The 25,421-nt window shown below is 66.9% G+C and carries 17 protein-coding genes; 11 read left to right on the plus strand and 6 right to left on the minus strand.

Annotated features, from left to right (window positions below; translation table 11 throughout):
* Window positions 1–14 precede the first annotated feature (14 nt).
* From HQM25_RS05640 to HQM25_RS05650, 3 genes are all read right to left on the minus strand, one after another.
* The gene (locus HQM25_RS05640) at window positions 15–1,190 is read right to left on the minus strand and encodes a pectin acetylesterase-family hydrolase (RefSeq protein WP_172989352.1); all 1,176 of its coding nucleotides are present in this window, start codon (window positions 1,188–1,190) and stop codon (window positions 15–17) included.
* Window positions 1,191–1,249: 59 nt separating this feature from the next.
* Complete coding sequence (locus tag HQM25_RS05645) at window positions 1,250–2,746, minus strand: MFS transporter (RefSeq protein ID WP_217275198.1); 1,497 nt, start codon at window positions 2,744–2,746, stop codon at window positions 1,250–1,252.
* 103 nt (window positions 2,747–2,849) lie between these two features.
* Window positions 2,850–5,285: a glycoside hydrolase family 3 protein gene (locus tag HQM25_RS05650; RefSeq protein WP_172989354.1), complete on the minus strand. Its 2,436-nt coding sequence runs from the start codon at window positions 5,283–5,285 to the stop codon at window positions 2,850–2,852.
* 174 nt (window positions 5,286–5,459) lie between these two features.
* Here HQM25_RS05650 and HQM25_RS05655 point away from each other — a divergent pair, with 174 nt between their 5' ends.
* A complete protein-coding gene (locus tag HQM25_RS05655) occupies window positions 5,460–7,079 on the plus strand; it encodes an AMP-binding protein (protein ID WP_254359563.1) in 1,620 nt (539 codons plus the stop codon).
* A 17-nt stretch (window positions 7,080–7,096) separates the two neighbouring features.
* On the opposite strand, the gene HQM25_RS05660 is transcribed toward HQM25_RS05655, so the two are convergent.
* A complete protein-coding gene (locus tag HQM25_RS05660) occupies window positions 7,097–7,708 on the minus strand; it encodes a TetR/AcrR family transcriptional regulator (protein WP_172989355.1) in 612 nt (203 codons plus the stop codon).
* 300 nt (window positions 7,709–8,008) lie between these two features.
* Here HQM25_RS05660 and HQM25_RS05665 point away from each other — a divergent pair, with 300 nt between their 5' ends.
* The 5 genes from HQM25_RS05665 to HQM25_RS05685 all read left to right on the plus strand — a co-directional run bounded on the left by HQM25_RS05665 (window position 8,009) and on the right by HQM25_RS05685 (window position 15,969).
* Window positions 8,009–9,628, plus strand: a complete 1,620-nt coding sequence (locus tag HQM25_RS05665; RefSeq protein WP_172989356.1) for a hypothetical protein — start codon at window positions 8,009–8,011, stop codon at window positions 9,626–9,628.
* A gap of 118 nt (window positions 9,629–9,746) precedes the next feature.
* Window positions 9,747–10,928 (plus strand): pectin acetylesterase-family hydrolase, encoded by a 1,182-nt coding sequence (locus tag HQM25_RS05670; protein WP_172989357.1) that lies wholly within the window; start codon window positions 9,747–9,749, stop codon window positions 10,926–10,928.
* A gap of 164 nt (window positions 10,929–11,092) precedes the next feature.
* Entirely contained in the window at window positions 11,093–13,453 is a 2,361-nt protein-coding gene (locus HQM25_RS05675) for a family 78 glycoside hydrolase catalytic domain (RefSeq protein ID WP_172989358.1), read from the plus strand.
* A 30-nt stretch (window positions 13,454–13,483) separates the two neighbouring features.
* Window positions 13,484–14,734, plus strand: coding sequence for a glycoside hydrolase family 1 protein (locus tag HQM25_RS05680; RefSeq protein WP_254359566.1), 1,251 nt, complete (start codon window positions 13,484–13,486; stop codon window positions 14,732–14,734).
* Window positions 14,731–15,969, plus strand: a complete 1,239-nt coding sequence (locus tag HQM25_RS05685) for a serine hydrolase domain-containing protein (RefSeq protein ID WP_172989360.1) — start codon at window positions 14,731–14,733, stop codon at window positions 15,967–15,969. The genes HQM25_RS05680 and HQM25_RS05685 overlap by 4 nt, the downstream gene beginning before the upstream one ends.
* Before the next feature lie 75 nt (window positions 15,970–16,044).
* Here the strand turns inward: HQM25_RS05685 and HQM25_RS05690 are convergent, their stop codons facing one another.
* Complete coding sequence (locus tag HQM25_RS05690) at window positions 16,045–17,562, minus strand: MFS transporter (protein WP_172989361.1); 1,518 nt, start codon at window positions 17,560–17,562, stop codon at window positions 16,045–16,047.
* A 136-nt stretch (window positions 17,563–17,698) separates the two neighbouring features.
* On the opposite strand from HQM25_RS05690, the gene HQM25_RS05695 reads away from it, so the two are divergent.
* From HQM25_RS05695 to HQM25_RS05710, 4 genes are all read left to right on the plus strand, one after another.
* Window positions 17,699–18,835, plus strand: coding sequence for a pectin acetylesterase-family hydrolase (locus tag HQM25_RS05695; protein WP_172989362.1), 1,137 nt, complete (start codon window positions 17,699–17,701; stop codon window positions 18,833–18,835).
* Window positions 18,836–18,897: 62 nt separating this feature from the next.
* Window positions 18,898–19,884 carry an alpha/beta hydrolase gene (locus tag HQM25_RS05700; RefSeq protein ID WP_172989363.1) on the plus strand — a complete coding sequence of 329 codons (987 nt, stop codon included), beginning with the start codon at window positions 18,898–18,900 and terminating at the stop codon, window positions 19,882–19,884.
* A gap of 63 nt (window positions 19,885–19,947) precedes the next feature.
* Window positions 19,948–22,179, plus strand: coding sequence for a glycoside hydrolase family 3 C-terminal domain-containing protein (locus tag HQM25_RS05705; RefSeq protein ID WP_172989364.1), 2,232 nt, complete (start codon window positions 19,948–19,950; stop codon window positions 22,177–22,179).
* A 2-nt stretch (window positions 22,180–22,181) separates the two neighbouring features.
* On the plus strand, window positions 22,182–23,006 hold the full coding sequence (locus tag HQM25_RS05710; protein ID WP_172989365.1) for an alpha/beta hydrolase: 825 nt from the start codon (window positions 22,182–22,184) through the stop codon (window positions 23,004–23,006).
* Window positions 23,007–23,034: 28 nt separating this feature from the next.
* Here the strand turns inward: HQM25_RS05710 and HQM25_RS05715 are convergent, their stop codons facing one another.
* Window positions 23,035–23,943 (minus strand): alpha/beta hydrolase, encoded by a 909-nt coding sequence (locus tag HQM25_RS05715; RefSeq protein ID WP_172989366.1) that lies wholly within the window; start codon window positions 23,941–23,943, stop codon window positions 23,035–23,037.
* A gap of 136 nt (window positions 23,944–24,079) precedes the next feature.
* Between HQM25_RS05715 and HQM25_RS05720 the strand changes: the two genes are divergently transcribed.
* Complete coding sequence (locus HQM25_RS05720; RefSeq protein WP_172989367.1) at window positions 24,080–25,420, plus strand: MFS transporter; 1,341 nt, start codon at window positions 24,080–24,082, stop codon at window positions 25,418–25,420.
* The last annotated feature ends 1 nt before the right edge of the window (window position 25,421 follow it).

Consider the following 25,421-nt stretch of genomic DNA (forward strand, 5'->3'; position numbering starts at 1 on the left):
GGCGGATCGCTCCCTCATGGTCGACTCTTCGCCGGTGCATCGTCGAGAAGGGACAGTCCGATGGTGGCGGGGTGACCGTTCACGGCGTCCCACAGCCAGCCGAGTGGCGTCTTGCCCTCGACGCGGACCTTGTCAGCCTGTCGCGAGCTGATGATGCAGTGCTGCGTGAGATCTGCGGCCCTGGCGTCCTTGAGGTTCGCCGGTACCGGGGTGTCGTAGATGAAGATTCCCGTGTCGGGAATCGCCGCCTGCAACTGCCGACACATCACAGCGAGGTCGCGCTGGAAGGCGTCCCCGCTTGCTCGATCGGCCCGCATGACACCCTCCGCGACGAACGGCCAGTACTCTGCGAGGGCATGATCGCGCGTCGAACTGATGAAGAGGACGCGGGCGCTGTGCGGATGATCTCGGTGCAGCGCGGTCAGCGCGTCGAGGGTGATGTTCTCAGAGTGGAGGCGCTCCACGATGTCGGATGGTGCACCCCAGACGGTCGACGCGGCGTCCCGCCATCCGTCGTAGAGCATGAAGCCGCCGTCGACGCAGCACGTGACGTCGCTGCAGTTCGGGAACTGGGTCATGACGTCGTCGGTGAGGAGTGCCGCGCCGAAGCCACCTGCGCTGAATCCGGTGACAACGATCTGCTCGGGCTGGGCGCCGATCGCCTCGATGGCCGTGCTCATGACCGCCCTGTAGTTGCTGTACCCGTGATGGTGCAGAATCTGCTGCTCCCCTGAGGCGTCGGTGTAGGGGAAGTCTGCCGTGCCCGTGTGGAAGTCGCCCGAACTGTAGCTGATCGAGATCATGCTCCAGTCGCGGAAGGGATTGTCATTTCGTCTGCTTCCGACTCCGTGGGTGGTGACGAGGTCGGCGATGAGGTCGGACTCGGACGCATAGAAGTTCGGCTTCGTCGGCTTGCGGTACATGGACGCCGGATGTGCGGCCATGTATTCGTTCCAGCTGACTCCGCCCCCATGGAACATGATGATCAGCTTGTTCTCGCTGCCGATGCGCACGCTGCCGTGGTAGACATCCCCGTTGGCGGAGACTGCGCCGGGCGGGGCGATCCGGTACCACTTTCCTGACCGCGGCGAAGCGGGCAGGGCGGGGAACTGACGGGCGCGAAGCAGGGGAGCCAAGATCTTCGTCGCAAGGGGGGCGTCCCTGTATGTCGGGCCGGTGGAAGACGACATAGGAAGATCCATTTCTCAGTGTGGCCGGGATTCGGCGCCGACTCCGACGGTGGTGCTGCTCAGTAGGCCCGCGAGAGCTGTGCTTCGCACTCTGCACGGGTGATCTCGCCCGAATTGCACTTCGCCATGAGGGAAGCGTCCGCATCGCGGAGTCGGTAGAACATCAGGATGATCGCAGAGGCGAGGGCGCCGCACGCGGGGATGATCGTCACGGTCAGCCAGAGCGCGGTGAGCGCGCTGTCCGGCTGGGTTGCGCCTGCCGCCGCAAGGTCGGCGAAGGAACCGCCTTCCACGGCGCGCCATCCACCGATGCCGAGCACGAAGAATGCCAGGGATGCTGCGACTCCCGCTACGGCCTTCTGGACGAAGGAGTCCAGTGCGAAGAAGATTCCCGCGCAGTCCTGTCCCGTCTTGTAGCGGGTGTATTCGATGGTGTCGGGGATGAGGAAGGTGCGGAGCACGACATTGACGGCCGTGGGGATCGCTCCCACGGACATGAGTGCGACGACGACGAACAGGTTGCCTGGGCCGATGAGGAAGAGCGTGATCGAGGCGGCCGCCCCGAGCAGTCCGAACCCGACGATCGCGTTCCGTTTGCCCAGCGCGTGTGCGATCCGGTCGGCGAAGAACTGAAGGATCAGGCCGGGAATGAACGCGATGAGCACCGGCAACGTCAGCACCATCGAGTTTCCGAACAGGTAGAACGCGGCGAACATGCCGGTGGCCAGCTGCGTAGCGGAGATGCCCTGCGTGATGTCGGTCGCCAAGATCAGCAGCATGTAGCGATTGGTCCGCACGACCTGGAACATCTCGCGCAGCGAGTAGTTCGGAGTCTTCTCCTCGTCGACGTTCTTGAGTTCGACGTTGTGCTCCTTCACCTTCCGGCTCAGCGGCAACATCAGAAGGAACGTCAGGACCGCCGAACCGATCGCCACCCCGGCGATGGGCAGGCCGACGAATTCGCTGATCGAGAATTGCCAGACCAGTCCGCCGACCACTGCGACGAGGATGAGGATGACGCCCCGGATCTTGAGGATGTTGTCCCGCTCGCTCACCCGGTCGGTGAGTGTCAGCACCATCGACTGCATCGGCACCTGCGAAAGTGTGCAGGCGAAGTCGAAGATCAAGTACGCGACGGCGAACCAGGCCACCTTGGCGACATCGGGAAGCCCAGACGGCATCGCGAAGAAGACCACGACGCTGGCGGGGAGGAGGAAGAACGTGACCCGGTACCACGGCAGGTATTTGCCTGTTCCCGCGAGCTTGCGGAGGAAGCGGATCTGGGTCGGGTTGATCCGGTCGATGACGTAGCCGAACACGACATCATCCAGCGCGTCGATGATCTTGACGATGAGGATGAGCGTGGCGACCGTCGTCAGGCTGACGCCTTGGAAGACGAGGAACAACGTCATGAACGTGGTGATGATGGCGGCCCCGGCCGTCCAGCCGGCGTAACCGAGCTGATAGCGGTTGCGCTCGCCGCGCGTCATGCGCCACGTCGCCTTCTGTTCCTTGAGTGAGAGCGCCGCAGCGACAGCGGGCGGTCCTGTGACCATGGCGGCCTCATTGTTCGACACGTGTGATCCTCCTCGATCAGCGAGCATCCAGACTCAATTTCGCAGTCTACAAAGAAATTAGGTGGTGGCGCAAACGACGAGATCAGTCGGTCGATCGCGGAACGCCGAGCGCGAACGTGAGCACGTTCGTCGCCGACCGTTGCATCTCGCCCAGCGTCACTCCGTCAGCGCGGCCGTACGAGTCCAGCAGCGAGGAGTCGGTCTTGTCGCGCCTCAGTCCGCGCATGCCCCCGGGCATGAGCACGTCCACCTGCCCGCGAACCCGGTAGGCGTTGTCGCGAAGTCCCGGGAAGTCGGGATCATGTGCCCGCTGCATCCACCAATCGGTGATGACGACCCCGTCGAACCCCCACTCATTGCGGAGGATCGTCGTGACGAGGTCGTCGTTGTAGTGCGCCCAGACGCCGTTGATCTTGTTGTAGGAGGTCATCATCACCCGGGGGCGCGACTCGACGACGCAGATTTCGAAGCCGCGGAGATAGATCTCGCGCAGTGCTCGCTGCGAGACCCGCGAGTCGTTGCGGCTTCGGTTGGTCTCCTGGTTGTTGCAGGCGAGGTGCTTGGGGCACGCGGCGACGCCGGCCGCCTGGATTCCCGCCACGATCGCCGAGGCGGTCTTCCCCGAGACGACCGGATCCTCGGAGAAGTACTCGAAGTTGCGGCCGCAAAGCGGGTCGCGCTGGATGTTCATGCCTGGGCTGAGCAGCACATCCGTCTTCTTGTGCCGCATCTCCTGCCCGTGATTCCGGGCGAGTTCCTCGAGTAGCGAGGTGTTCCAGGTCGAAGCGAGGGCGGTTCCGCACGGCAGCAGCGACGCGTAGGCGGCGAGGCGGATGCCGGATGGACCATCGGTCGTCGTGATCGCAGGCACGCCCTTCACTCTGAGCGACTCCACGGTTCCACCGAACACGCCGGCATTGCCCGGCGTGCCCAGCGCACTGTTCATCACCCGATCTCCGCGGGTGAGCGCCTCGAGCTCTGCCGGGGTCAGCTGGGCCACGAACTGCTCGAGTGAAGCCGTTCCGTCGCGCACGTCCCCCAGGGTGATGCCGACGTCGCCGGTGAGTGGAACGCCGTCGGGCAGCTGTGCGAGGACTCGTGATCTGCGGTCGGCGCGCGTGCGGGTCGGAGTGGCCTCCCAGGCAGGGACGGCGCGCTGAGCACCGTCGTGCGAGAGCGTCATGCGCTGAAAGGGATGAGCGGGATCCGGTGCGCATGATTCCGTGAGCTGCCTGGTGACCGTGGGTGCGGAAACGGTGTGAGCGCCCACCCGGGCTGCCGAGCGCACGTCGGCGCCGACGAAGATCTCGTACTCGCCGGCTTCGAGCACGTACGCGTCGGCGTGTCCGGTCGCTCCGGAATCGTCGAACGACGCCATCTGCGAGACGGGGAAGGCGATCGTGACGGTCTCGGACTGACCTGGTCCGAGCAGGTCGGTTTTCGCGAAGCCCGCCAGCTGGCGGGCAGGTTGCGCGAGGGCGCCGGCCGAGGCCCGGTAGTACGCCTGGATGACGTGCTTGCCGGCGCGTTCTCCGGTGTTCGTCACGGTGGCGGTGACGGTCACTGAGTCGTGGTCGATCGAGACGACCGGCGACACAGAGAAGGTCGTGTAGCTGAGGCCGAATCCGAACGGGAACAGGACGCGGTCCGGTGCGAACGTCTCGAAGTATCGATAGCCGACGAAGATGTCTTCTGCGTAGTTGTTGAACGTGCGGTGCCCGAAGTTCTCCGCGGTCGGATAGTCCTCGTACCGCGCTGCGATGGTGGCGGTCAGCCTGCCACTCGGGTTGGCAGCGCCCGACAGCACGTCGGCGACGGCGTTGCCCGCCTCCATTCCTCCCTGCCAGGCCAGGACGACGGCCGAGATCCGTTCGCCGAATTCCCCGAGCCACGCCATGTCCACCACGTTGCCGGTGTCCAGCACCACGATCGTCCGGGCGAATTCCGTCGTCACCGCGGCGAGCATGGCGAGCTCCTCCTCGGTGAGGTAGTAGCTGCCCGGCTCGAGCTTGTTCTCTCGCGATTCGCCGGCGGCGCGTCCGATGACGACGATGGCGGCATCAGCCCGGGATGCCGCGGAGCGCACCATGTCGTCGTCGAGCGGCATTTCGGGGAAGCTGAACGGCCAGCTTCCCCAGTGCCCTTCGTCGACGGGGTTCGCGGCGGTCCACTCCCGGTACCGTGTGGCGAGTTCTTCGTCGACGGCGACGTCGCTGTCGACGAGGGCATCGAGGAGGTTTCGACGATAGGGGGACTTCACATCGCCGCCGGAGCCGTAGCCCACGACGAGATAGTCCACCTGAACGCGACCGAACACCGCCACTCGACTTCGCTGCAGCGGGAGAGTGCCGTCGTTCCTGAGGAGGACGATGCCCTCTGTCGCCGCCTCGCGGCAGAGGGTGATCATCCCTGCATTGAGGGTGGGATCAGAATCCACGAGCTCCGCGGAGGACTGCGAGAGTCGGTCGATGATGCGTCTCAGCACTGAGTCGCGGAGCTTCTTCAGCTTGCCTGCCATGACATCTGCTCTCTTTGCCGTACGAGGCGAATTCTTCCCGTAGGAGCATCCGGCGAGTGGATCGGATAAGGTAAATCTAACTTAGCTGAGATGTTCAGGTGGGATTCGTCCCCGCCGGTCAGGCATCTGAACCCTCCGCGTCGTCGCGGAGAGTCGACTCGAAGGAGAGTGCACATGAGTACCGAAGCCGCCCAGAGTGGCGTAGCGGGCGAGGTCGTGGACCAGGCCGGTCAGCCCTGGCGCGCGCGTGCCGACGTGGTGGAAGAGGTCGCAGCGCTCGAGCGGATGTTCGCCTCACCGACGCTGAACGTCGCGGAGGTGCTGTGCGATGCCCACCCGGGCGACGCCGTGGCCTTCACGCTCGTCGATGCCGATGCTGAAGTGACACCCATGACCTACGCCGAGCTCGCGACGGCGTCACGGGGTCTGGCCGCAGCCCTGAGCGCTCGTGGCATCGGGCGTGGAGACCGCGTGGCGGTCCTCATGGGGAAGCGCCGGGAACTCCCCATCGCCCTGCTGGCGATCTGGCGGCTCGGAGCAGTCCACGTTCCGCTGTTCACCGCCTTCGCGCCGCCCGCCATCGAGATGAGGGTGCGTGACTCGGATGCCAAGCTCATCATCACCGAGCACGGTCAGCACGCGAAGGTCGAAGGCCTCGGAGTCGAGACCCTTCTCACGGGCGCGGAGTTCGACCAGCTCCTCGAATCCGAGGAGGGCGCGGAGTCGAGCACCGCGGTCGGCGGCGACGGCCTCATCGTCCAGCTGTACACCTCTGGGACCACCGGCACACCGAAGGCCGTCGGTGTGCCGGGGCGCGCTATCGGCGCGTTCGTCGCGTACATGCGCTACGGGCTGGACGTCGGGGACGACGACACGTTCTGGAACGCTGCCGACCCCGGGTGGGCGTACGGCTTGTACTACGGCATCATCGGTCCGCTGGCAATCGGCAAGTCGAACGTGCTCCTCGCCGCCGGGTTCTCGCCCGAACTCACCGCCACGGTGATCGAGAAGACCGGCGTGACCAACTTCGCCGCGGCCCCCACGGTCTACCGCGCGCTCAAGGCGGGGGGGCTCCAGCTGGGCGCGACCCGACTGCGACGGGCGTCGTCGGCCGGTGAGCCGCTGACTCCCGATGTGACCGGTTGGGCCCCCGATGCGCTGGGTGTCACCGTCCGCGACCACTACGGGCAGACCGAGCACGGAATGGTGATCGTCAATGCCTGGCACCCGCAGCTGAGTCGAGACGTGCGTGCCGGCTCGATGGGGCAGGTGCTGCCCGGCTTCGCGGCCGGCACGAAGGGCACCGAGATCGTGCTCGCGACGACGGGCAGCCCCCTGCTGTGGTTCGACGGGTATCTGAACGCAGAGGAGAAGACGCGCGAGCGGTACACGCCCGACCGGCAGTGGTACCGCACGGGAGACGTCGGGCGGCACGACGGCGAGGACTTCTTCTTCGCTTCCCGCGATGACGACGTGATTCTGGCTGCCGGATACCGCATCGGCCCGTTCGACGTCGAGAGCATCATCGTTCAACACCCGGACGTCGTCGAAGCCGCCGTCGTCGGCCGCCCGGATGAGCTGCGCGGCGAGGTCGTCGAAGCGTACGTCGTGCCGGCCGCGGGGGTCGAGCGCGATGACGTGCTCCGAGACGCCATCAAGCAGCTCGTGCGCGAGCAGCTGGGCGCCTACGCCTACCCGCGGCGGGTGCACTTCGTCGACGAGTTGCCGAAGACTCCCAGCGGGAAGGTGCAGCGGTTCATCCTGCGTTCACCTGAGTATGGGGCGGATGCCTGACCGCGACGGGTCGCTGGTCACAGTTCGATCGTCAGCATCGCCTGCGTGTAGAGGCGCAGCTCGCTTTCGATGTCGATCGAGCGGTTGCGCAGCCACAGAGTCTGCAAGCCCAGAGTGGTCGCGAAGAGGAGGCGGGCGGCCACGCCTGGATCGATTTCAGTCCGTAGCTCTCCGCGCGACGCCATGTGCGCGAAGGCGCGCTCGAGGAGCTGTTCGGCGCGGCGGTAGAGGTCGTTGAAGTACGCGTGTGCCGGGTTGTCGCTTGAGATCGCCTCGGCGGACAGCACCATCTCGAGTTCCACGAGCGCGGGCTGCGCCACGTTGTGGCCGACCGAGTCGATCCAGGCCCTGATCACGTCGGCGCCGACGGGATGGGTCATGCGCGCGCGCTGAACCGACTCCTCTTCACGCCACTGGAGCACAGCCTCGAGGAGGTCGACCTTGGTGGGGAAGTGGTGGCGCATGCCGGCGTGCGTCATGCCGGCGCGCTCGGCGACCGTCCGCAGGCTCCCATCCCGGAAGCCGGACTCCGAGAACACCTCGACCGCTGCGGCGACGATGTCTTTTCGCCGCTGAGCAGACTTGGCGTACTCGCCTCGTGCGCGAGGTGCAGCCTCGGATGTCGTCATCTGCACGCCTTCGGTCGCCCCGGACCGCCCGTTCGGCGGTCATCCATCACGGTACTCGCAAGAGGGGTCCGACCGAAGCAGGCCGCACGGGCGTGGACATCTCGGTCGAAAGTAACGCTGAGGTATCAATTTTCAAGACTGCCCATATTTTTGGGACGAAGCGGCTACCTTAACGTCTCAGCACACTCAGATGTTCACCCGAATCACGAGTGTGGCTGAAGATCCTCACCGAGGCGGCCGGCAACGATGTCGGCTGACACATTCCGGCGCGGTTGCCGGACTGGCACGAAGGAGTGTCCTTTGACAGACGCAGCAATCACGCCTCGAAGCACCCGGGGCTACAAGATCACGATCGCGGTGCTGTCGATCCTCCTCGTGCTCATCTTGGCGGTGTTCTTCACCCTGACGGGCATCTTCGGCGCCGGCACCGGTGCGGTGGCCGCGGGGTCGAAGGGCGTGTCGGACGGCACTGCGGCCGTCGCGGCCGGCGCGGCGGGACTCGCCGACGGCGCCGAGGCGCTGAGCACCGGAGCCGACGGCGCCGCAGCCGGAGCGGAGGGTCTGGAGACCGGTGCCGCCGCGCTCGCGACCGGAACGGAAGCGCTCGCCACGGGCGCGGAAGGACTCAGTGTCGGCGCATCCGCGTATGTGCAGGGTGTCGGTGCCGTCAGTGCGGGAACGCAGGCGCTCGGAGCAGGGGCGCAGGCTGCGGCAACGGGCGCGGATGCTCTGGCAACCGGTGCATCGGCGCTGAGCTCGGGAATGGGCGCGCTGTCGACGGGTGCTGTCGCCGCCGGCGATGGGGCGAAGGCGCTGTCGACCGGTGCCTCAGCCCTGCAGGCTGGCGCGGCATCGGCGGCGACCGGCGCTCTCGGGCTCTCCCTCGGCGCGGCCGGCCTGGATGCCGGCATCGGGCTGCTGTCGGCGGACGCCGATGCGGCCGGCGCAGACCTCGCAGGTATCGTCGACGCGCTGAACGCCACTGCGACCCAGCGCGCGAGCGCCGCCGACGCCGCGGCTTCGGCGTCGACCGGCCTCGGCGCGGCGTCGACAGCACTCGGCAAGGCGCGCGAGGCGGTGGACGCACTCGTCGCCGGCGAGCCCCTGTCTGCTGAGCAACGGGAAGCCCTCCTGGGCTTGCTCGAAGACACCCGGCGAGAGTTCGACGCTGCGGGCGCCAATGCTGTCCGAGTGGGCGATGAGCTCGGTAGTCTCGACTCTTCGATCGTCGATTCGTCCTCGCGGGCTGCGGTTGCGGTGGAGTCGCTCGCCGATGTGCGGCGCACCCTCGACGAACAGGTCATCCCTGGGTCGACCGCCCTCGTCGCCGGCGCCTCGGCGCTCAACGCGGGTGTGTCAGCACTCTCCGAAGGAGCGACGGGCCTCGCTGCCGGCGCAACCGGGCTCGAAGCCGGGGTGGGAGCCCTCTCGTCGGGAATCGGGGCGGCTGCAGCCGGCGCCGAGGGCGTCGCGGCGGGCTCTGAAGGACTCGCAGCCGGCGTTGGCGCTCTGTCCACTGGGGTGGGCGCGCTGGATGCGGGCGTCGGAGCCCTGGTGGCCACCGGACCGGCTGTGGTGACGGGCGCCGAGGCGCTCAGCGCCGGTGCCGCCGGCGTGCAGCAGGGTGCGAGCGCCCTCGCGACAGGTGCGACTGCGTTGAGCGACGGGAACGACGCGCTCGCCGCCGGCGCAGCCGGGCTGGCCGATGGTGCCAAGGCGCTGTCTGACGGTGCGACCGCGCTTGAAGACGGCAGTGGAGCGCTCGCCACCGGCAGCGCGACTCTGGCAAGCACGGTCAGTGTCGCCGGTCCGGAGACCGCCGGTATCCCGACGGCAGCGGTGCTCGCTCTTGCGGTGCTCGCCTTCGCCGGTGTCGCGTTCGCGCGACGGTTCGTCGGAGCGCGCCGACAGCTCGCTTGAGCGACGGCTGGTCGCCCAGTGATAGAGGGTGGTGGCGCACAGAGTGCGCCACCACCCTCCCGTCATGCGCCCCGAGTAAAAGCGCCCAAATGGAATGATTTCGCCTAGCATCGGTACTGTGAGCGAGCTGTCGGGCGATGTGAAGAAGAGCAGGAAGCGCTGGTCGACGCGTCGTCGAGTGCTCAGCGCGGTGGGAATCGTGGTCGGCGCTCTGGCGCTTCTCGTCGGTGGTGGGTACATCGCTGTTCAGGCATGGATCCACACCGAGTTCCCCCGTCTGGATGCGGAGACGGCAGAGGCCGGCGAGTGGTACAGCGTTCACCCGGATGGTGCGATCGACGCGGCCGGGAAGCCGTACCACGCGAACGTGCGCGTCGGGTCGGAGAACAAGGTCATGGTCGTCTTCAGTGGCGGAGGCGTCAGTGTCGATGACTACACCGAGGCGCGGCCGTCGACCTCCGCGTTGGAGATGGGCTTCTACACCGTGCTGGACGGCTTCGATCAGCTGGCCAAGACCGGGCTCGCAGACGACGATGAGGACAACCCGCTCAGGGACTGGACTGTCGTCCAGCTCCCGTACTCGACCGGCGATTTCCATGCCGGCGCCGGGAGCAATGAGGTCACCGGCGTGGACAGCGAGCCGCTCACGGTGCACCACGCGGGTTTCACGAATCTCGAGTTGGTGCTGAGTGATCCCGATGTTCGGAATGTCGTCGGAACGCCCACGGAACTCCTGGTGAGCGGCGGCTCTGCGGGCGGCTTCGGAGCCGCCATCGACACGACCGCGGTCATGGAGTACTTCCCTGAAACCGAGAACGTGACGACGTTCGTCGACAGCTCGCTGCTGCTGTACGACTGGCATTCGGTCAGTGAGGATGTCTGGAAGTCGCCGCCGGCGATCTCGGAGGTCCTGTCCACTGACAACTTCACGCTGGATGCGCTTACTGCGCTCGCCGAAGAGGATCCCTCCGTGAAGATCCTGTTCGCGAGCTCGGTCAGAGACGAATCCCTCGCCCGCATGCAGTCGTATCTCAGCGGCGGCGAGTTCGCCGTGACGGCGGAGGATGGCGTCCAATATCACGACGACCTCATCGAGATGGTCGAACAGCTTCAGCAGCAGGTTCCGGGGATCGGCCTCTACATCTTCCAGGGCGATATCGATGAGGCGACAGGTCTGACGCAGCACACGATCGGTTCGAACACCCGAGACGAACTGGTCGACGGCACGACTCCGGTCGAATGGATCATGGACGCCATCGACGGCGACGTGGAGAGCTACGGGCTGGACCTGCTCCAGTAGGGCCCGGGGAGTCGGCGTCTCGCTAAAATCTAAGTAGACGCAACAATTCCTGATAGGCTGTGCGTGCGCTCCTGGGCCGACGAGGTCTCATGGTGAACTCTCATCGGCCGGCGCGCGGGGCCGCTGTCGTCTGCGGCCTTCGGTCAAGTCGATTGGAGTTCCACGTGCACGCCGAAACGCCCAACCTTCCGGCGACGTGGCTGGGAGAGTGGATCTCTCCCGCCGAGCCGGATGAGATCGGCGATGACCGGCCCGCATACGTCCTGCAGCGCGCGTTCACCCTCGATTCCGCGCCCCTCAGCGGCCGGCTCTTCGCGACGGCGCTGGGGATCTACGAGGCGTATGTCAACGGGCATCGGGTGGGCGATCACGAACTCGCTCCCGGCGCGACCAACTACGACCGGACGGTGTACGCGCAGGCGTTCGATGTCGGCCCGCTGCTCCAACAGGGTGTGAACCACATTCAGATCATTCTGTCGGACGGCTGGTTCCGCGGTCGGAACGGGTCCGAGCAGACGCAGAACTGCTGGGGCGACACGACGGCCGCACTCGTGCAGCTCGACGCAGTCGTGACCGACGAGACCACCGTGCGCATCGTCACCGACGCTGCGTGGACCAGCACGGAATCCGAGATCGTGAGCGCGGACCTGATGCAGGGGCAGACGACCGACTTCTCCCGTGTCCCCGCCGCCCCGGTGCCGGTGCGGGTCGGCGTGGTCCAGGGCCCCGAGCCCAGCGCATCCCCATCACCGCCGGTTCGTCGCATCGAGGAGCTGCCGGTGGCCGAGGTGATCGTCTCGTCCGACGACGTCTCGATCCTCGACTTTGGACAGAACATCACGGGTTGGGCGAGACTCACCGACCTCGGCGAACCCGGCACCGAGACGGTGCTCGAATTCGCCGAGCACGTGGACCCGGGGAACACCTTCACGACCGCTCATCTGGACACATCGACTCCCCGCGGCAATCACATCCGGTACTCGCAGACCGATCGTGTCATCGCGGGCGCAGACCACGCGGTCTTCGAGCCGAGGCATACCGTCCACGGATTCCGATACGTGCGCGTCACACACCCCGGCCGCCCGCTCGACCCGACATGTGTCACCGCGATCGTGGTGCACTCCGATCTCACTCGGGCCGGGTGGTTCGAGTGCAGTGATGCGCGCATCAATCGGCTCCATGAGGCCGGTCGCTGGACGTTCCGCGACAACGCCGTGGACGTGCCCACCGACTGCCCGACCCGGGAGCGCTCGGGGTGGACAGGTGACTTCCAGATCTTCGCACCCACGGCGGCGATGCTGTTCGACATCGACGGCTTCAGCCGCAAATGGCTGCAGGCCGTGCGAGACGACCAGTACGACAACGGATGCCTCGCCATGTACTCGCCGGACCAGCTGCGGATGCGCACGTCGGACAACCCTGACCGGATCGGCGGGGGATCCGCCGGCTGGGGCGACGCCGCTGTTGCGGTGCCCTGGACGCTCTACCGTCACTACGGTGACGTCCGCGTCCTCGAGGAGAGCTGGGAATCGGCTGTCGCCTGGATCGAGTACGCGCTCGGCTGTGCCCGGCGGTTCCGGCATCCGTCACGCGTCGCGCGCTCGGAGACGCCGGCAGCTCACGAAGAGTACATCTGGGACGGCCCGTTCCACTTCGGCGAGTGGCTGGAGCCGCGCGATCCGAATGCGCCGGAACGCGACCCTGCCGAGGTGCTGCGTGCCCTGTTCGCCGCAGACCAAGGCGAAGTGGGTACCGCCTACCTCCATCGCTCACTCCGCCAGCTCTCGGAGATGGCCGGGGTGCTGGGGCGTGCCGATGACGAGGCTCGGTTCGCCGCGCTCGCCGCGGACGTGCTCGCCGCGTGGCGGACGGAGTTCCTGCGCGCCGACGGTCGAACGGCCGGCGACACCCAGGCCGCATACGTGCGTGCGATCGCGTTCGGACTGATCCCCGACGAGTTCACGACCGCAGCATCGGCCCGGCTGGTAGAGCTGATCGCAGAACGCGACGATCATCTCGGCACCGGATTCCTCACGACAGGGATGCTGCTGCCCGTGCTCGCCGACACCGGGCACGCCGACCTGGCGTATCGCCTTCTCACCCGCACGGGTGTGCCCTCCTGGCTGGAGATGCTTGAGCGGGGCGGCACGACGTTCTGGGAGAACTGGGAGAACGTCGACGAGGACGGCACGGTCCGCAGCGGTTCCCTCAATCACTACAGCAAGGGCGCGGTGGTCGGCTTCTTCTACAGTCACATCGCAGGGCTTCGGCAGGATGCCGCCTCCGTCGGCTGGAAGCGGTTCACCGTGGAGCCCGTATTCGGCGGCGGCCTGACCCACGTGGCCAGCAGGCTGCTGACCCCGGCTGGTGAGGTGCGCGTGGAGTGGCGCCGCGACGGCGACGATGTGGAACTGACGGCAACCGTGCCCGCGGGCGCCGAGGCGCGCGGAATCCTTCCCGGGCTGCCTGAGACGCCTCTGCCCGGCGGCGCCACGACGACGCTGCGCTCGACGATCCGCGCGTGAACGACGATGAACAGAAGAAGAGATGAGACTGTGACACAGATCGATGGCGCCTTCCCGGAAGGCTTCCTGTGGGGCGCGGCCACGTCCGCCCACCAGACCGAGGGTGAGAACACGAACTCGAACTGGTGGCACCTCGAAACGGCGCCGAACTCGCCGTTCGCGGAGCGCAGCGGCGCCGCTGTCGACAGCTATCGCCGGTACCCCGAAGACATGCGACTCCTCGCCGATGCGGGGCTGGACACGTATCGATTCAGCATCGAGTGGGCCCGGATCGAGCCGACTCAGGGTGAATTCGACACGCGTGAGCTCGAGCACTACCGGTCGATGATCGACACCGCCATCGGACTCGGCTTGACACCGGTGGTGACCCTGCACCACTTCACGACACCGATGTGGTTCGCCCAGCGGGGCGGATGGGCGAGCCCGGATGCTGTCGACCGGTTCGCGGCGTACGTCACGCAGGCCTCCACCATCCTGGCCGACGTGCCGTGGATCTGCACGATCAACGAGCCCAACATGATCGCGCTGCTGACGGGTATGCCCGAGCGCGTCGCGGCCACCGAGGAGCAGGATGCGACGCTCGACTCCCGACCGATCGCCGCTCTCGCCCTGCCCACGCCGTCGGATGACGTGACGCGTGTGCTGACCGAGGCGCACCGGCGCGCCGTCGACATCCTCCGCGCGGCGACCGACGCGAAGGTCGGATGGACTGTTTCAGCGCAGGGGTTCGAGGCCGAGCCCGGCGCAGAGAGCGTCTTCACCGCGGTGAAATGGGCGTGGGAGGACCGCTACCTCGAAGTCTCGCGCGACGATGACTTCGTGGGGGTGCAGTCGTACACGACTCGCAAGATCGGCCTCGACGGTCCGGTGGCGTACACGTCGGCCGAGGAGCAGACGATGACCGGGTGGCCCTTCCGCCCCGACGCGGTCGGGCTCGCCGTCCGCAACGCGTGGAGTGTGACCGGAGGCACCCCCGTCCTCGTCACCGAGAACGGGATCGCCACAGCGGATGATCGACAGCGCATCGCCTACGTCGAGGGCGCCCTTCATTCTCTTGCTGCCGCGATCGCGGACGGGATCGATGTCCGCGGCTACCTTCACTGGAGCGCCCTGGACAACTACGAGTGGGGGGAGTGGGGGCCGACGTTCGGGCTGATCGCCGTGGATCGTGAGACGTTCGAGCGCACACCGCGACCGAGCCTCGCCTGGCTCGGTGCGCGGGCACACGCCGCGCGCGCGGCGTCGGGGCGCCCTGTTCTGGAGTCGGTGGAGGCCTCGTGATCATCTCGGGATCGGTCGCGAACGGGTTCGAACCCGTTCGGCAGGTATTCGCCGAGTGCAAGATCACCCAGGGCGGGGCGTCCTTCGCCGCGTATGTCGAGGGTGAGAAGGTCGTCGACCTCTGGGGAGGCGAGGCCACGCCCGGTGTCGCCTGGGAGGAGGACACGCTTTCCACGGCGATGTCGACGACCAAGGGGCTGGCGGCCCTCTGCGCGCAGATCCTCTCCGACCGCGGCGAGCTCGATATCGATGCTCCGGTGACGCGCTACTGGCCCGAATACGGGCAGGCCGGCAAGGAGGCGACACTGGTGCGTCACGTCCTCACCCACACCGCGGGGCTGTTGTGCTTCACCGATCCGGGCGCACTGCTGGATTGGGAGGGCAACGGCTGGGACGACTACGACGAGATCGCCCGCCGCATCGCCGCGTCGCCCCCGGCATGGGAGCCCGGCACGCGGATCGGCTATCACGCGTTCAGCATCGGGTGGTTGCTGCAGGAACTCGTGCGTCGGATCACGGGCGACACGATCGGCGCCTTCTTCGCGCGCGAAGTCGCGCAGCCGCTTGAGCTTGACACCTATATCGGCACCCCTGATGCCGCGCAGCGGCGAATGGCTGATCTCGTCCCCGGTGCCGAGCCTGGAGCGATCGCACGCATGCTGATGCGCCCGGTTCACCGCGAGCAGACGGATCCACGCACTCCGCTGGCCCAGGCCGGGGTGCTCATGCATGGCAGCACGTTCAGCGACAACCTGGGTTTCTTCAACCTCCCGCGGACCCGATCGGCAGAACTCCCTGCCGCAGGAGCCAGTACCAACGGGCGCAACCTGGCCCGCGTCTATGCGATGCTCGCCGAAGGCGGGGCCCTCGACGGTCACCGCATCGTCAGTCGCGAGTCGATCGATCTCTTCCGCGCGCCGGCTGCCCGAGGTCGCACGATGGTGTGGCCGCAGCGGGGCATCCTCGGACTGCTTCCCGCACCGATGATGCGCTACGCACTCGGGTATGAAGGCGACTTCGGCGAGACGAAGAAGCCGTGGCGGTTCGGCCCCACCGCCGAGTCCTTCGGTCACCTCGGTGCCGGCGGTCAGATCGGTCTCGCCGACCCCGAGCGCCGGGTCTCGGTCGGGTTCACCCGCACCCAGCTGGCGGACTGGAAGGCGTCGACCGCTCTCATCGGTGCGCTCTACGCGTGCATCCCCGGTGCTGCGCGCTCCGCTGCCGAACGCTCGTAGTCGGGCGCAACACGCAGAACGAGACCCCGTGGCGATCACTCGCCACGGGGTCTCCTTCGCTGCTGACAGCGTCGGTCAGTACTTCCGCGACAGCTGAGCCTCGCACTCCGCGCGGGTGATCTCGCCGGCGTTGCACTTCGCCATGAGAGCGGCGTCTTTATCGCGCAGTCGGTAGAACATCAGGATGATCGCAGAGCCGAGAGCGCCGGCCGCGGGGATGATCGTCACGGTGAGCCAGAGCGCGGTGAGCGCGCTGTCCGGCTGGGTGGCGCCCATCGCCTGGAGGTCTGCGAAGGACTCGGCCTGCATCGCCTGCCACCCGCCGAGGCTCAGCACGAACAGTGCCAGGGATGCTGCGACTCCGGAGACGGCCTTCTGGACGAAGGAGTCGAGCGAGAAGAAGATTCCCGCGCAGTCCTGGCCCGTCTTGTATCGGGTGTATTCGATCGTGTCGGGGATGAGGAAGGTGCGGAGGACGAGATTCACGGCGGTCGGGATGCCGGCGAGGGCCATCAGGGCGACCACCACGAAGAGGTTGCCCGGGCCGATCAGGAAGAGCGTGATCGACGTCGCGGCGCCGAGCAGTCCGAACCCGACGATCGCGTTGCGCTTGCCCAGAGCGTGTGCGATCCGGTCGGCGAAGATCTGGAGGATCAGGCCGGGGATGAACGCGATGAGCACCGGCAACGTCAGCACCAGCGAGTTCCCGAACAGGAAGAAGGCGGCGAAGATGCTGGTGGTCAGCTGCGTCAGGGAGATGCCCTGCACGACGTCGGTCGCGAGGATCAGCAGCATGTAGCGATTGGTCCGGATGGCGTGGAACATCTCGCGCATCGAGTATTTCGGAGTCTTCTCCTCGTCGACGTTCTTGAGTTCGACGTTGTGCTCGGTGACCTTGCGACTCAGGGGCAGCATCAGCAGGAACGCCAGGACAGCGGACCCGATCGCCACCGCGGCCACGGGCAGGCCGACGAACTCGCTGACCAGGGATTGCCACACCAGACCGCTGACCACCGCCACGAAGATGAGGATGACGCCCCGGACCTTGAGGATGGCGTCTCGCTCGGTGATCTTGTCGGTCAGGGTCACCACCATGGACTGCATCGGCACCTGCGACAGGGTGCAGGCGAAATCGAAGATCAGGTAGGCGACGGCGAACCAGACCATCTTCACGGCGACCGGTACCCCGCTGGGCATCGCGAAGAAGACCACGACGCTCGCGGGGAGGAGGAAGAAGGTGACCCGGTACCACGGCAGGTACTTGCCCGATCCCGCTAGCTTGCGGAGGAATCGGATCTGGGTCGGGTTGATCCGATCGATGACATAGCCGAACAGCACGTCATCCAGCGCGTCGATGACCTTGACCACGAGGATCAGGGTGGCGACGGCGGCAAGATCGATGCCCTGGAACAGGAGGAACATCGTCATGAAGAAGACGACGATGCTCGAGCCGGTGGTCCACCCCGCATATCCGAGCTGATAGCGCGCGCGCTCCCCGCGCGTCATCCGCCACGTCGCCTTCTGCTCCTTGCGTGACAGCGACGCCGTGACGACGGGTGGTTCTGCGACGGCGGCGGCCTCGTTGCTGGACACGCGTGATCCTCCTTGATCCAAGAGCGGTGTGTTCAATTTCGTAGCGTACACATAAATTAGAGAGCGAACAAGGATTCGTCGAAAATGTGTGTCGAATTGGCTTTCTGTTAGCGTGATCGGGAGTCGAGGAGGTCTCGTGAGCAAGGTCGGATTGGACCCGTGGGAGCGCGAACCGCTCTGGCTGAAGGCGCTGACGCCGTTTCTGAAAGCGAAGAGGCTCCCTGCGCTGCCCGCGGATCCGCAGATCGGAAAGTGGTATCGGTTCACCCCCGACGGCGCTGTGAGTGCCAATGGAGAGCCCGCCTTCGCGGACATCCGCATCGGGACCGAGAACAAGCTCGTCGTGTTCTTCTGCGGAGGGGGTGTCTCCACCGACGAGTACACGGCGGCTCGCCCGGCATCCATGTACATGCGTGGCAAAGAGGGCTATTACCTGATCCGACTCGACCTGGTCGGCGACCTGGTGGTGGGGAAGGGAGTCCTCGATGATCACCCCGAGAACCCTTTCCGCAACTGGACGAAAGTGGTGCTCACCTATGCCACGGGTGACTTCCATGTGGGCACCAACGATTTCCCGTACACGGCGTTGGACGGGTTCACTCGGGTCGCACGCCACCACGGGTATCTGAACTACCGAGCCGTGATGGACGAGATCCAGAGGCGGATCCCCGTCCCCGATGACCTGCTGATCGCCGGCTGCAGTGGCGGGGCCTGGGGTGCGGCGCTGCTGGCCGACGACGTCATCGCACGCTTTCCCGATTGCCGCGGGGTCACCTGCTGCATCGACAGCGCGCTGGGCCTCAATGACGATTGGCCGCGGATCGCGGCCGAGGTCTGGGGTGCGCCCGACGAGATCGTCGCCCGACTGCATTCGGCCGACATGGTGCGGGATTCCTTCGTCGCCCTCCATCGTTCACACGGCGACAAGGTTCGCTATCTCTACTCGAGTTCGATCCGCGACAGCGCACTGAGCCGACTGCAGAACCACCTGGACGGGAACGGTCTCGTCTTCACGCGGGCGGCCGGGGAGAAGTTCCAGCGTGACACCGCGGAGATGAGTGCGTCGCTGGCGCGCGACATCCCGGGTGTCGGCTTCTACTTCTTCGACACGCCGGATCCGTCCGCGCGGGGAATGGGGCTGACGACGCACTGTGTCATCGGCGACAGGGCCTTCCATCGCACGACATCCGACGGGAAGACGGCCCGCGACTGGCTCTGGGATGCCGTCAACGGGAACGTGCGCAGCTATGGGCAGGCTCTCCTCGCGGAGTGATCCATGGTAGAAAATCTCAGTAGACTTAAGTGTTGAATCGACTCGATCGAGGAGGATCACCGGTGACTGACGAGTACTGGACGCGGCTGGTGGGCGAATACACGGCGATGATGCAGCTCGGGTCTGAGCACCCCTACGCGATCTTCCCGGACCCGAGCCTGCGCAGCCTGCTCGAAGACCCGGTCGACGGCGAGGCGGACTACACGCCCCCGCACGTGCACACCCGGGATCTCACCCTGGGCGAGGGGTCCGACTCCTTCGAGATCCGCGTGTACACCCCCGACGCGGCTGATCCCTCCGTGTCGCCGCGTCCGCTCTTCGTGTGGGTCCACGGTGGGGCGTGGGCGTTCGGTGACCTCGAAGGCGGGGAGAGCGACATGGTCTCGCGCGAGGTGGCGGCCCGCGCCGACGCCGTGGTCATCTCCGTCGACTACCGGCTGGCACGCGACGGTGTCCATTTCCCCGTGCCGCTCGACGATGTCGTCACTGCCTATCGCTGGGCGGTCGCGAACCGCGAAGAGCTCGGGGTCGATCCGTCGAGGATCGTCCTGGGCGGTGCCAGCGCAGGCGGAAACCTCGCCGCGGGCGCGATCCTCCGCCTGGCGGACGAAGGCGACGTCATGCCCATCGCAGCCGTGCTCGCCTATCCGACCCTGCACCCCCTGCTGCCGCCGGCGTCCGCGGAGCTCCAGGCGTGCCTGGAGCGGATGAGCCCGGCAGCTCGCTTCGCACCCGAAGTCCTCACGCCCATCGTCGAGAACTACCTCGGGGCTCCGGTCGACGACGCCCATCCGTATGCCATGGCCGGCGTCGCCGCCGACCTCTCCGCCTTCCCGTCGACCTACATCATGAACTGCGAGTTCGACGGACTGCGCGCGTCGGGGGAGCGCTTCGCAGAACAGCTGCGCGACGCGGGCGTCGACGTCCGCTGTGAGACCGTGTCGGGCGTCGGGCACGCCCACTTCGCCCGCCCCGGTCTTCCCCAAGCGCGCCAGTCGCACGCCGACCTCGCAGCCTGGGTGAGTGCCCAGGCCGCACTGCCTGTCTGACGGGGCCGCGGCTCCGTCGACGAGGCACGAACACACGATCTCTCCAGCACCACAGAGGACATCATGAACATCGCGGCATCCGATCTCACTCTCGAGCAGAAGTCCCACCTCGTCTCGGGCGTCGGACCTTGGTACACCTTCGGCATCCCGGAACTCGACGTCGAACCGGTGATCCTGTCCGACGGTCCGCATGGGCTGCGCTATCAGGGCGAGGGTGGCGAGAACTTCGGCCTCACCGAGAGCGCGAAATCGACGTGCTTCCCGCCTGCGGTGGCCATCGGATCCAGTTGGGATCCGTCGGTTGCCGAGCGGGTCGCGACCGCGATCGGTCAGGAGGCGCGCGCGCTCGGGGTCAACATCGTCCTCGGGCCCGGGGTGAACATCAAGCGATCGCCCTTGTGCGGCCGCAACTTCGAGTACCTCTCGGAGGACCCGCTCCTGTCCGGGGTTCTCGGTGCCGCCTACGTCGAGGCGATCCAAGCGGAGGGCGTGGGATGCTCCGTGAAGCACTTCGCCGCGAACAATCAGGAGCACGACCGCATGCGGGTCAGCTCCGACGTCGACGAGCGCACTCTGCGCGAGATCTACTTCCCCGCCTTCGAGCGCATCGTGAAGGAGGCGCGTCCCGCGACCCTGATGTGCTCGTACAACCGCATCAACGGCGTGTTCGCGTCGGAGAACCGCTGGCTGCTCACCGACGTCCTTCGTGGTGAGTGGGGCTTCGACGGTGCCGTGATGTCGGACTGGGGAGCGGTGCACGACAACGCGGCGGCGCTGTCGGCGGGCCTTGATCTCGAGATGCCGGGAACGGACGGTCGCACCCCGCCGCTGATCGCCGATGCCGTGCGCAACGGGACTCTTGACGAAGCGGATCTGGATGTCTCGGTGGAGCGCATCCTCGGGCTCCAGGCGTGGCGCGCCGAACCTTCACACGCCGAGATCGACGTGGATGCCCACCACCGGCTCGCGCGTGAAGTGGCGGCAGAGTGCGCCGTGCTGTTGAAGAACGACGGCACGCTTCCCTTGTCGGCCACGACGAAGCTCGCCGTCATCGGCGAGTTCGCGCGCACCCCGCGCTTCCAGGGCGGTGGCAGCTCGCACGTGGCCGTGACGCGCTCCGAGTCCTTCCTCGACGCCCTGCCCGAGCTCACTGACCTGGACGTCGCATTCGCACCCGGGTTCGACCTGGACGGCAGCGGAGACGAGAGCGCGCTGCGGGATGCCGCTGTCGAGCTCGCCTCGGATGCCGAGGTCGCGGTCATCTTCGCCGGGCTGGGCGAGAGCGACGAATCGGAGGGCTTCGATCGCACCAGCATCGAGCTTCCCCGCGCACAGGTGGACCTCATCCGCGCCGTCGCCGCGGTGGCCCCGCGCACCGTCGTCGTGCTCTCCAACGGGGGAGTGGTCTCCGTCGAAGGATGGCATGACGATGTGGCAGCCATCCTCGAGGGCTTCCTCCTCGGCCAGGCCAGCGGCGGGGCGATCGCCGACGTGGTGTTCGGCGTGGTCAACCCCTCGGGTCGACTTGCGGAGACGATTCCCCGCCGTCTCGCGGACCACCCGAGCACGCAGAACTTCCCCGGCGAGCGCGGTCACGTCGTCTATGGCGAGCGGCTGCTGGTGGGATACCGCGCCCTCACGACCCTTGACACGCCGGCACGGTATCCGTTCGGACACGGACTGAGCTACACGACCTTCGAGCTCAGCGACTTCACCGTGGAGGTCACGGGCGCCGACTCGGCTGTCGCCGGCGTGAAGGTCACTAACACCGGCCCGCGAGAGGGTGCGCACGTCGTGCAGATCTACGTCGATGCCACCTCCAACGGTGACATCCAGCGGCCTGCGCGAGAGCTGCGCGCGTTCGAGAAGGTGACCCTGGGACCCGGTGAATCGACGGTCGTCTCGCTGCCGCTGGACCGCCGCGCGTTCGCATTCTGGGACATCGACGAATCGGACTGGGTGGTGGAGGCCGGCTCATACATCGTGCAGCTCGGCCGCGACAGTGAGACGATCGTCGCGGAGCAGCCCATCTCGCTGACGGGAGACGGCATCGTCCGCGAACTCACGCTGTGGTCGACGCTGGAAGAGTGGCTCACTCATCCTGTGGTCGGTCCGGTGATGCTGGACGAGATCGATTCGGACCGGCTCCGGTACGTGGCGCAGCCCCACATCCTCCGCGGCATCGGAACGCTTCCGATGCGCAAGATCGCCGACAGTCTGCGCGACACCGTCGCTCCGGAGACGTTCGACGCACTCATGGCTCGCACCCGCCGCGACGAGGTCGTTGCGCCCTGACCATGATCGAGGATGATCCGGCCGCGGAGTCGATTCCGGTGTGGAACTCCCACCCCGGCGGCGACTACGGGGTCCGCGCGGCCGAGACGCGGACGACGGACCCCGGAGTCGACTGGCGTCGCACGACGATCATCCGGAATGTCTTCGACCCCTCGATCACGGTGTTCCGGCCGACCGTCGGGACGCGGACCGGCGCTTCGGTCGTCGTCCTGCCCGGTGGCGGCTTCGGCGGCCTGGCATGGGATGCCGAGGGGACGGAGGTGGGCCAGTTCCTGGCGGAACGGGGGATCACCGCGTTCGTCCTCAAGTACCGCGTGCAGCGGCCCAGGCTGCGCGGGATGCTGCCGTTCCTCGTCGGCCGGATGAAGGCCGGCGTCGAACCGGCCATAGCCGCAGCAGCCGCCGATGCGACGCAGGCTATGCGACTGGTGCGTGCCCGGGCGCGCGAGTTCGAGATCGACCCGGGGGCCGTGGGGATGATCGGGTTCTCGGCGGGCGCGATCACGATGCTCCGTGTCCTCGCGGATGCGGACCCGGCCACGCGCCCGGACTTCGCCGTCTGCGTGTACGGATTCCTCTGGGACGGCGATGTGCGACCGGATGACGTCCCGCTCCTGGTAGCCGCAGCCGAGCCGGACACCGCCGTCGCCGATGCGAGACGGATCGACGCGCTGTGGACGGCGGCCGGCGTGCCGCACGATCTGCACATCTTCGCGTCCGGCGATCACGGGTTCGGACTGGGACGTCCCGGTACCGACTCCGCCCGATTCACGTCAGTGCTCGAGGAGTGGCTTGTCGCCCGGGGGTACGCGCGCCGCCCGCGCTGAGTCACCGCCGCGCGGTGCGGTCTGTCGCTCAGCGGAGCAGCCAGTCGGCGACCCGGTCGATGCCCGCGCGCCCGAGATCGGACTCGGGCTCGTTCAGGAAGCCGTGCAGAGAGCCCGGAAGGTATTCCATCTCGACCTGGACGTCCGCGTCGCGCAGAAGGCTCCCGTAGAGCTCCCCGGATGCGCGGAGCGGGTCGGCGTCAGCGTTCAGGATGAGGGTCCGCGGGTGACCCGCCGGGACGGCGCCGTTGCCGGGAACGGCGATCTCATCGTGAATCCCGGCTTCGCCGGCGAAGTGGGCCATGGTAAAGGCGAGCAGACCGGGAAGCGTGTCGGGGAAGTCGACGCGTGCGAGCGCGGCCGCGAGCTCGGTCGACGGTTCGGGAAACTCCGCGTGGAGTGACGGATAGGCGAGAACGAGCGAGGCGGGCGGGGTGTCGCGTCGCGCGAGTCGCTTCGCCACGCCGGCGGCGAGATTGCCGCCCGCGCTGGCACCACCGAGATGGAGGTCGATGTCGTCGGTCCCGGTCGTCAGCAGATCACCGCGTGCCCAGTCGTAAGCCGCGAGCAGGTCGTCGGAGGGTACCGGGAACGTGATCCCTCGCAGCGAGAGGTGATAGTCGACGGAGTACACCGTCAGTCCACGCGCCGCCAGGCTCAGACCGACCCAATGCCCTTCGGGCATGTCGATGCTTCCGCCCACCCACGCGCCGCCGTGAGCCCAGACGATTGCTCCCGACGACGGCGTCGACGTCGGACGGTAGATCCGAACCGTGATGTCGCCTGCGGGTGTCGGAATGGCGGCATCCCGCACCTCGACATCCGCGAGTGCCCCGTCGAGCTCGATCAGTCGCGCGGTGTCGTAACCGTCCGAGTGATCCTGCGGTGGGGCGGCCTCGAGTGCGGCGAGGACGGCCTCGAACTGTGTGGTCGTCACGTTCTTCACTTCCTTCAGGGGCGGGGAGGGGATGTCGGCTGTCGGATGCTCGGCTCGGCGTACGCGAGGAACGAGTATGCTAATTTGGCTAAAAGCTCAGTGTGCTGAGATTTTACACCGGTTCAAGGAGGACCACGTGCCAGAGCGTAACGACGCGCCGATCGCTGTAGATGATCGTGGCGTGATGATAGGCAGCAGCGAAGCGGAGGCCGCTCTCGTCGGCGGGCTCGCAGACGAACCTCGGCTGGCTGCGCCGAAGCGCAATGTGGTCGCGGTGCTGCTGATCGCGCTGGGCGTCGGGTTCGGCACGCTGATGCCCGCCCTCGTAGCCCTGCCCATCGTGATCGCACGCGTGTCGCCCGAGTCGAAGGATGTCGTCCTGGGCGCCGTGCTCGGTGTGCAGGCGTTCCTGGGCATGGCACTCGCGCCGTTCTTCGGCGCGCTGAGCGACCGGACCACGTCCCGCTTCGGCATGCGTCGTCCCGGGATCGCGATCGGCGGCGCGAGCATCGTCGTCGGTCTGCTGATCCTCGGGCTCGCCACCACTGTGCCCATGATCTTCCTCGGCACATTCTTCATGGCGATCGGGTCGTCGATCTCGGGAGCCTCGTCGTTCGCGGTGGTTCCCGACTCGTTTCCGGACCGCACCCGCGGTCGGATCCTCGGCTTCAAGGCCCTCACCGGGACGCTGGCAGGTCTCACCGCGTCGATCATCGGGCCCATGCTCCTCGACAACCAGCTCATGCTGTTCGGTGTAGGCGCGGGAGTTCTCGCCGTCTGCTATCTGATCGCCGTACCGCTGCTCAAGGACCGCTACCTCGACCCGGCAGACGTGCCGAGGCAACCTCGGCTGGCGACGGCGTTCGCCGGCTACAAGTTCAACCCGCGGTCGGCTCCCGACTTCTCCTGGGTCTTCGTCAGCAGGTTCGTCTTCACCCTGGGCATCGCCTTCAGCACCAGCTTCGCCGTCTACTTCCTGACCGACCAGCTTCGAGTCAGCGAGGCCGAGCTGCCTCCGCTCATCGCTCTCAATTCCATCATCAGCCTCGCCGGAACGGCGGTCGGCACCCTCATCGGTGCATTCCTCGCGGACAAGGTTCCGAGTCGGAAGATGATGGTCATGGTGTGCTCGCTCCTGATGGGCGCAGGAGCCCTGACGGCGGCGTTCTCGACGTCGGTCCCGGTGTTCTTCATCGGCACCACCATGATCACGATCTCGATCGGGCTCTTCATCCCCACCGACGGCTCGCTGGTCATGTCGGTTCTGCCTGGAGGGAACAAGCACGCGGCGAAGTTCATGGCGATCATCGGCATCGCCGACCAGCTTCCGCGCTCCGTCGGCGCTGCGATCGCTCCGGCTGTCATCGCGATCGGGGCGCTCACCGCGCTCGGCGGCTATCCCGTCCTCTACATCGCCGGCGGTATCGCAGCGATCGTCGGTGGACTGGTCGTCCGAATGGTGCGGGGCGTGCGATGAA

It is taken from the genome of Microbacterium hominis, from assembly GCF_013282805.1.
GTDB classification, from domain to species: Bacteria; Actinomycetota; Actinomycetes; order Actinomycetales; family Microbacteriaceae; genus Microbacterium; species Microbacterium hominis_B.

Excerpts from the sequence above, each read along its gene's own strand:
- HQM25_RS05640 (WP_172989352.1), bottom strand. The coding sequence starts at position 1,190 with ATGTCGTCTTCCACCGGCCCGACATACAGGGACGCCCCCCTTGCGACG.
- HQM25_RS05645 (WP_217275198.1), bottom strand. The coding sequence starts at position 2,746 with ATGGTCACAGGACCGCCCGCTGTCGCTGCGGCGCTCTCACTCAAGGAA.
- HQM25_RS05650 (WP_172989354.1), bottom strand. The coding sequence starts at position 5,285 with ATGGCAGGCAAGCTGAAGAAGCTCCGCGACTCAGTGCTGAGACGCATC.
- HQM25_RS05655 (WP_254359563.1), top strand. The coding sequence starts at position 5,460 with ATGAGTACCGAAGCCGCCCAGAGTGGCGTAGCGGGCGAGGTCGTGGAC.
- HQM25_RS05660 (WP_172989355.1), bottom strand. The coding sequence starts at position 7,708 with ATGACGACATCCGAGGCTGCACCTCGCGCACGAGGCGAGTACGCCAAG.
- HQM25_RS05705 (WP_172989364.1), top strand. The coding sequence starts at position 19,948 with ATGAACATCGCGGCATCCGATCTCACTCTCGAGCAGAAGTCCCACCTC.
- HQM25_RS05710 (WP_172989365.1), top strand. The coding sequence starts at position 22,182 with ATGATCGAGGATGATCCGGCCGCGGAGTCGATTCCGGTGTGGAACTCC.